Raw genomic sequence first — 6758 nt, 5'->3', positions numbered from 1 at the left:
CTGTGTGTGAGAGCGCGGGGGTGAGCTACCCCCACACCACCCGCGGGTGTGAGCCCCCCCCCCAACACCCCCCGCCCCGTTGTGAGGTTCTTACTTCGCGACCGCGACGTCCACCGAGTGGATTCCGGCGCCCTCGGGGGAGACCGAGGCCGAGCCGTTGCCCGACGAGGACAGCGCGCGCAGGGTCCACGAACCCGGCGCGGCGAAGAAGCGGAAGTCACCGGTGCCGGAGGCGACGACCTCGGCGGTGAAATCACCGTTGCCGTCGAGCAGACGCACGAACGCGCCGCCCACCGGCTGACCGTCGGCGCTCAGGACGCGGCCGGTGATGACCGTCTCCTTCTCCACGTCGACACCGGCCGGGATGGCCTGACCCTGGGTAGGTGCTGCACACATATTGATTACGCTCCCAACTCGATAGGCACAGCGACGAGCGAACCGTATTCGGTCCAGCTGCCGTCGTAGTTCTTGACGTTCTGGTGGCCGAGCAGCTCCTGCAGCACGAACCAGGTGTGCGAGGAACGCTCGCCGATGCGGCAGTAGGCGATGGTCTCCTTCTCGCCGTCCAGGCCCGCGTCCTTGTACAGCTCGGCGAGCTCGGCGTCGGTACGGAAGGTGCCGTCCTCGTTGGCCGCCTTGCTCCACGGCACGTTGATCGCGGTCGGGATGTGGCCGGCCCGCTGGCTCTGCTCCTGCGGCAGGTGCGCGGGAGCCAGGATCTTGCCGGAGAACTCGTCGGGCGAACGCACGTCGACCAGGTTCTTGGCGCCGATGGCCGCGATGACCTCGTCGCGGAACGCGCGGATGGAGTTGTCGGGCGCCGAGGCCTTGTACTGGGTGGCCGGGCGCGCGACCGCGTCACGCGAGAGCGGACGACCGTCGAGCTCCCACTTCTTGCGGCCACCGTCGAGCAGCTTGACGTCGTTGTGGCCGTACAGCTTGAAGTACCAGTAGGCGTACGCCGCGAACCAGTTGTTGTTGCCGCCGTACAGCACGACGGTGTCGTCGTTGGCGATGCCGCGCGAGGACAGCAGGTCGGAGAACTGCTCCTGGTTCACGAAGTCGCGACGAACGTGATCCTGCAGGTCGGTCTTCCAGTCCAGCCGGACGGCGCCTTCGATGTGGCCACCCTCGTAGGCGGAGGTGTCCTCGTCGACCTCGACGAAGACGACGCCGGGGGCGTTGAGGTTCTCTTCGGCCCAGTCAACGGAGACCAGGACATCGGAGCGAGCCATATTGTTCCTTTCAGAGATGACTTGCAGGGGGTCAGAACGGTGCCGGGGCAGTGGACCGGCGGAGGCGGGCCACCAGCGGATAGATCTGGCAGCCCAGGCAGACCCCGAACGCCGCGTTCAAGAACGCCGCGAACAGGGCGAAGCCGGCGAACACCGCGCCGACGATCGGGGAGCCGAGCGCGAAGCCCAGCAGGGACAGACCGGCGAACGCGAAGCCGAGCAGCTGCGCGAAACGCAGCGGCGGCACGGGCTCGGTCTCGGTGGGCGGACCAAGCCGCGGCGCGATGAACGCCGCGTAGATCCGGCCGTAAGGGTTCTTGGCAGGGCCGCCCGACGCGCCGATCGCGAAGACGACGGCCTGCAGGCCGATCAGGATCGCGGCGGCGACGGTGGAGAAGGCGGCGGCGACGAGCACCAGAACCAGCACGCCGGTCGTCACCCAGGCCACGAAACGTGGCCCGCGGACGTCGACGCGCGGTGGGGAATCAAGGGAAGTGGTCATTGTGCGAACTCCTGCGCTGAGATAAGTCTGTTGACTTCGGATCTGCCGGTTCGCCGGGGGATCGAGACGATCACTCGCGCGGCGGACATAGGTCGGCGTCAGGAATCTCCGGGGGAGAGAAGCCGACCGTTCAGCGGCACAGGCAGCAACAACCACCGAGCCGACACAGATCAACTGTGCGGCGTCGGGTGAGCATCAGCTCGTGGTCGGATTGCACGAGAAGCAGTTTACCCGGTCGTCCCGGGAAATGTCCCGGCCCCCCTGAACTCCGGGGCTAGATCACACTGTCAGCGGTTCGAGCGCGGTGCGCAGATCGCCCGCCTTCGGCACGCCTGAGATGCGGAAACGCTCCTTGCCCTCGGCGTCGAAGACGAAGGTCGTGGGCAGCGAGAGGACGTTGAGTTCCCTTGCCAGCGCGGGGTCGGCGTCGATGTCGATCTCGATGTCGCGCGGCGCGTTCGGGGAATCGGACAGGTCGGCGGTGACGCCGGCGACGACCCGGCGGACCGCGTCGCAGGGGCCGCACCAGTCGGCCGAGAAGTGCAGCACCGCGGGGGTGGCGCCGGTGACGCCCGCCGCGTCGAGCAGGCGGGCGCGCTGGGCGGTCTCGGGGTCGAGGGTGGCCGGGCGGACGCGGCCCTGGTTGCGCCGCAGCAGCAGGCCGACCGCGACGGCGGCCAGCACCACGGCGGCGAGGATGACGAGTTCGATCATGGTTGCTGCAATCGGTCCAGGTCGATGGTCAGGGAGCGGCCGACACCGTAGACGATGATCTGGCCGCCTTTGGCCTCCACCTCGGTGGGGGCGATGCCGAACGGCAGTTCCTTGGTATCGATCGTACGGCTGAACCGCTCGAGCACGGCCGGCCGATCGACGTCGAGGATCTCGGACTTGGTGGCCGAGGTCGGCGTATCGGCGGTCGAGGTGCGGTCGGTGTAGAAGCGGGTGGCCTGGATCCGGATCTTGTCGCCGTCGAGCAGCAGATCGGCTTCGACCTGCACTTCGACCTTGGTCGTGTTGCTCGTCGGGACGACGCCGGGCCCGAGGATGCGGCCGTTGGGCGCGACCGGGAGGGTGCCCTTGAGGACATGGGCGCCCGCGGTGGTCAGCCCGGAGCCGCCGGAACCGCCGGTGCCGTCGGACTTGTCGGCGGGCGGGCCGAGGACCTGCAGGTCGGGGATGCCGAACAGGCGGCCCAGTTCGGTCGGCTCGATCGCCATCTGGGCTTCGACGCGGTCGACCTGCACGGCGCGGGCGGTGCCGTCGACCAGCTGACTCGCCGAGGCGTGCAGGCCGTAGAGAGTGGCCTCCAGCGCGATCTCGCCGGGGATGTCGGGGCGCATGCTGCGGGCACGGACCAGCATTTCGTCGTAGCGGCCCGACATCGTCTGGGCCAGGAACGGGAAACCCTTGATGGTCACTTCGGGGTCGGCCGACAAGTCGGCTCCGGCTCGCAGTTGCCGCGATACGTGGTACTCGGTGTAGGCGGCGGCGCCGAAATCGATCACCACCGCCACCCCGGCCAGGCACAGCAGCCCGATGATCAGCTTGCGCATGCTGTGACTCTAGCGGCGGGCGCCGCGGGTAGCGGGCCCGGAGGTCCCGGCAAAGACACGTCAGCGAGAGCCCATGGTGCGAGGTCATCGGCATTCAGGGGCTAATGTTGCAATCGACTGACCTGTGTTTCGGCGACGTAGCTCCGCGGCTGCTGTCGTCCGCGGAGCAACGAGATAGGAGGAGAGCCCGGTGGAGCTGCTCCTACTGACCTCCGACCCCAACCCCGACGCGGTGCTGCCGTCGTTGTCGCTGCTGGCGCACAACGTGCGGCCGGCGCCGACCGAGGTGTCGTCCCTGCTGGAGGCGGGCAGCGCCGATGTCGCGCTGGTCGACGCCAGAACCGATCTGGCCGCCGCGCGCGGTCTGTGCAGGCTGCTCGGCAGCACCGGATCCTCGGTGCCGGTCGTCGCGGTGCTGACCGAGGGCGGCCTGGTGGCCGTCAACGCGGACTGGGGCCTGGACGACATCCTGCTGCCCGGCACCGGCCCCGCCGAGCTGGACGCGCGGCTGCGGCTGCTGGTCGGCCGCAACGGTGGCGTGGCCAGCCCGGAGAACACGGGCAAGATCACCCTGGGTGAGCTGGTGATCGACGAGGGCACCTACACCGCGCGGTTGCGCGGTCGCCCGCTCGATCTCACCTACAAGGAATTCGAGCTGCTCAAGTACCTCGCCCAGCACGCCGGACGGGTGTTCACCCGCGCCCAGCTGCTGCAGGAGGTATGGGGCTACGACTTCTTCGGCGGCACCCGCACCGTCGACGTGCATGTGCGGCGCCTGCGCGCCAAGCTCGGCAGCGAGTACGAGTCGCTGATCGGCACCGTGCGCAATGTCGGCTACAAGGCGGTCCGCCCGGCCAGGACGCCCGCCGCCAAGGGTGACGTGGTGAGTTTCCACGACGATGACGTCGACGGCGACGACTCGCTGGCCCCGCTCAACGGCAACGCGCAGTAGCGCCAAGAACGGTACGGCGCGGCGTGGTCAATCTCCCCGCCGCGCACAGCGAGGAGGACGGCGATGTCGCAGACAGCAACCCTGACCTGGACCGACCGGGTCGATCCGGCGACCGCGCCGCTGGTGCGCGACCTGCTCGCCAGGGCGAAGGCGGCCGACGGCGTCGCGCCGGTCTCCGAACAGTCGGTGCTCTCGCTCGCCGAGGCAGACCCGGCGACCAGGCATCTGCTCGCCGAACGCGCGGGCGAACTCGTCGGCTACGCCAATCTCGTTGCGGCACATGACGAACACCCCGCGATGGCGGAGGTCTCGGTCGACCCGTCCGCACGCGGCAACGGCGTCGGCGCCGAGCTGGTGCGCGCCGCGCTGGCCGAGGGTGGTCCTGGCGCGCGGGTGTGGGCGCACGGTGATCTGCCCGCCGCCAAGGCGCTCGCCGCGGGCCTCGGGCTGGTCACGGCGCGGGAGTTGTGGCAGATGCGCCGGTCGCTGGCAACCCCGGAGCTACCGGACCTGGTTGTGCCCGAAGATCTCGTCCTGCGCACCTATGAAGGCCCCGCCGACGACGCCGAACTGTTGCGGGTCAACAACGCCGCGTTCTCCTGGCACCCCGAGCAGGGCGGCTGGACCGAGCGCGACATCGCGGCGAGGCGCGCCGAATCCTGGTTCGATCCGGCCGGGCTGTTCCTGGCCTTCGACGCCGCCGATCCGGCCCGCTTGCTGGGCTTTCACTGGACGAAGGTGCATCCCGACGCCGCGCCGGCCGGCGAGGTCTACGTGGTCGGCATCGATCCGTCCGCGCAGGGCCGTGGCCTCGGCAGGCTGCTGACCCTGGCCGGACTGCGGCACCTGCGCGCCGAGGGGCTGGCCGAGGTGTTGCTCTACACCGAAGCGGACAACCGCGCCGCCGTGCACACCTACTCGAAACTGGGGTTCGCCCCGGCGCATATCGACGTCGCCTACGCGCTGCCCTGACTCGATGCGAGACACCTCACACCGCGGGTGAATTCTTCTGCGCCGCTGAATATTGCGCGGATGACCGGGTACATGTGAGTAAAACTGGGGCAAACATCACATTCGTGGCCCTATTCGCGCCGGGCTGTTCATTCTCCGTTAACCCCCGTCGGGCCAACTGTCAACCGGGCGAACCTACGTTACTTCTGGGCGGCAACACTCGTCGCCTGGTGCGCGCGTTCACCCGCGATCCGCACCGCCCAACTCGCTCGGGCCGGTGAGGGACCGAGCGAGTCACCCAGCTTTGTCGGAGGAAAAGTGAACTTCAAGCGCACCAGTGCCCTGGTCGGCGTCTTCGCCGTGGGTGCCATGACCCTGGCCGCCTGTGGCAGCGACGACAACACCGGTGGCGACACCGTCGGCGCCAACACGAACGTCGCCTGCGGCGGCAAGCAGGCGCTGAAGGCCAGCGGCTCCTCGGCGCAGAAGAACGCCATGGAGCGTTTCATCGCTGCCTACGAGACCAACTGCGACGGTTTCACCCTGAACTACACCTCCAGCGGCTCCGGCGCCGGCGTGAACGAGTTCCTCGGTGGCCAGACCGATTTCGGTGGCTCCGACTCCCCGCTGAGCTCCAAGAAGGAAGAGCCGGCCAAGGCTCAGGAGCGCTGCGGTGCTCCGGCGTGGAACCTGCCGACCGTCTTCGGCCCGATCGCCATCACCTACAACATCGACGGTGTGACCGATCTGGTCCTCGACGGCCCGACCGCCGCCAAGGTGTTCAACGGCTCCGTCGCCACCTGGGATGCCCCCGAGATCAAGGCGCTGAACCCCAACGCCAAGCTGCCCTCCGAGAAGATCGCCGTGATCTTCCGCTCCGACGAGTCGGGTACCACCGACAACTTCCAGCTCTACCTCGACGCGGCCTCGGACGGCGCATGGGGCAAGGGAGCGGGCAAGACCTTCAACGGTGGCGTCGGCGAGGGTTCGAAGGGCAACGAGGGCACCTCGGCGGCCGTGAAGAACACCAAGAACTCGATCACCTACAACGAGTGGTCCTTCGCCAAGGCGCAGAACCTGTCGATCGCGCAGATCATCACGTCGGCGTCCAAGGACCCGGTCACGCTGAGCAGCGAGTCGGCGGGCAAGGCCATCGACGGCGCCAAGATCAAGGGCGAGGGCAACGACCTCGTCCTCGACGTCAGCTCGTTCTACAAGCCGACCGTCGCCGGCGCGTACCCGATCATCCTGCCGACTTACGAGATCGTCTGCTCGAAGTACGCCGACGCCGAGACCTCGAAGGCCGTCAAGGCGTTCCTGACCTCGGCTGTCACCAACGGTCAGAACGGTCTGGACCAGGCTGGCTACGTCGCCATCCCCGACCAGTTCAAGACCAAGCTGACCACCGCGATCAACGCCATCTCCTGATCGCTTCGAAGACCATGACCACGCACCCTGAGGTGACCGCAGCGGGGGGGGGGGGTGTAGGATAGCGCGCGGCGGCGCGGGAGTAGACGAGAATACAGACTCGCCCCCGAAAAAAAACTAGCCCACCCCCCCGG

General features: G+C 68.3%; 8 protein-coding genes. 3 read left to right on the top strand and 5 right to left on the bottom strand.

Going from position 1 to position 6758, the window contains the following annotated elements:
- Positions 1-90: 90 nt before the first annotated feature.
- The 5 genes from ACFWPJ_RS20925 to ACFWPJ_RS20905 all read right to left on the bottom strand — a co-directional run bounded on the left by ACFWPJ_RS20925 (position 91) and on the right by ACFWPJ_RS20905 (position 3293).
- Positions 91-396 carry a DUF1416 domain-containing protein gene (locus ACFWPJ_RS20925; protein ID WP_378853746.1) on the bottom strand — a complete coding sequence of 102 codons (306 nt, stop codon included), beginning with the start codon at positions 394-396 and terminating at the stop codon, positions 91-93.
- 5 nt (positions 397-401) lie between these two features.
- A complete protein-coding gene (locus ACFWPJ_RS20920; RefSeq protein ID WP_378853744.1) occupies positions 402-1235 on the bottom strand; it encodes a sulfurtransferase in 834 nt (277 codons plus the stop codon).
- A gap of 31 nt (positions 1236-1266) precedes the next feature.
- Positions 1267-1737, bottom strand: coding sequence for a DUF4395 domain-containing protein (locus ACFWPJ_RS20915; protein WP_378853742.1), 471 nt, complete (start codon positions 1735-1737; stop codon positions 1267-1269).
- A 279-nt stretch (positions 1738-2016) separates the two neighbouring features.
- Complete coding sequence (locus ACFWPJ_RS20910; protein ID WP_378853740.1) at positions 2017-2451, bottom strand: thioredoxin family protein; 435 nt, start codon at positions 2449-2451, stop codon at positions 2017-2019.
- Complete coding sequence (locus ACFWPJ_RS20905; RefSeq protein WP_378853738.1) at positions 2448-3293, bottom strand: LmeA family phospholipid-binding protein; 846 nt, start codon at positions 3291-3293, stop codon at positions 2448-2450. The genes ACFWPJ_RS20910 and ACFWPJ_RS20905 overlap by 4 nt, the downstream gene beginning before the upstream one ends.
- Positions 3294-3483: 190 nt before the next feature.
- Between ACFWPJ_RS20905 and ACFWPJ_RS20900 the strand changes: the two genes are divergently transcribed.
- The 3 genes from ACFWPJ_RS20900 (at position 3484) to pstS (ending at position 6624) form a co-directional block, all read left to right on the top strand.
- Positions 3484-4245, top strand: coding sequence for a winged-helix domain-containing protein (locus ACFWPJ_RS20900; RefSeq protein WP_378853736.1), 762 nt, complete (start codon positions 3484-3486; stop codon positions 4243-4245).
- A gap of 63 nt (positions 4246-4308) precedes the next feature.
- Complete coding sequence (gene mshD, locus ACFWPJ_RS20895; RefSeq protein ID WP_378853734.1) at positions 4309-5217, top strand: mycothiol synthase; 909 nt, start codon at positions 4309-4311, stop codon at positions 5215-5217.
- Between the two features lie 297 nt (positions 5218-5514).
- On the top strand, positions 5515-6624 hold the full coding sequence (gene pstS, locus ACFWPJ_RS20890; protein ID WP_378853732.1) for a phosphate ABC transporter substrate-binding protein PstS: 1110 nt from the start codon (positions 5515-5517) through the stop codon (positions 6622-6624).
- Positions 6625-6758: the final 134 nt, after the last annotated feature.

The organism is Nocardia sp. NPDC058497, assembly GCF_042720195.1.
Lineage (GTDB): Bacteria > Actinomycetota > Actinomycetes > Mycobacteriales > Mycobacteriaceae > Nocardia.
The sequence above is the reverse complement of the archived record's forward strand: the minus strand, read 5'-3'. Positions and strand labels throughout refer to the sequence as shown.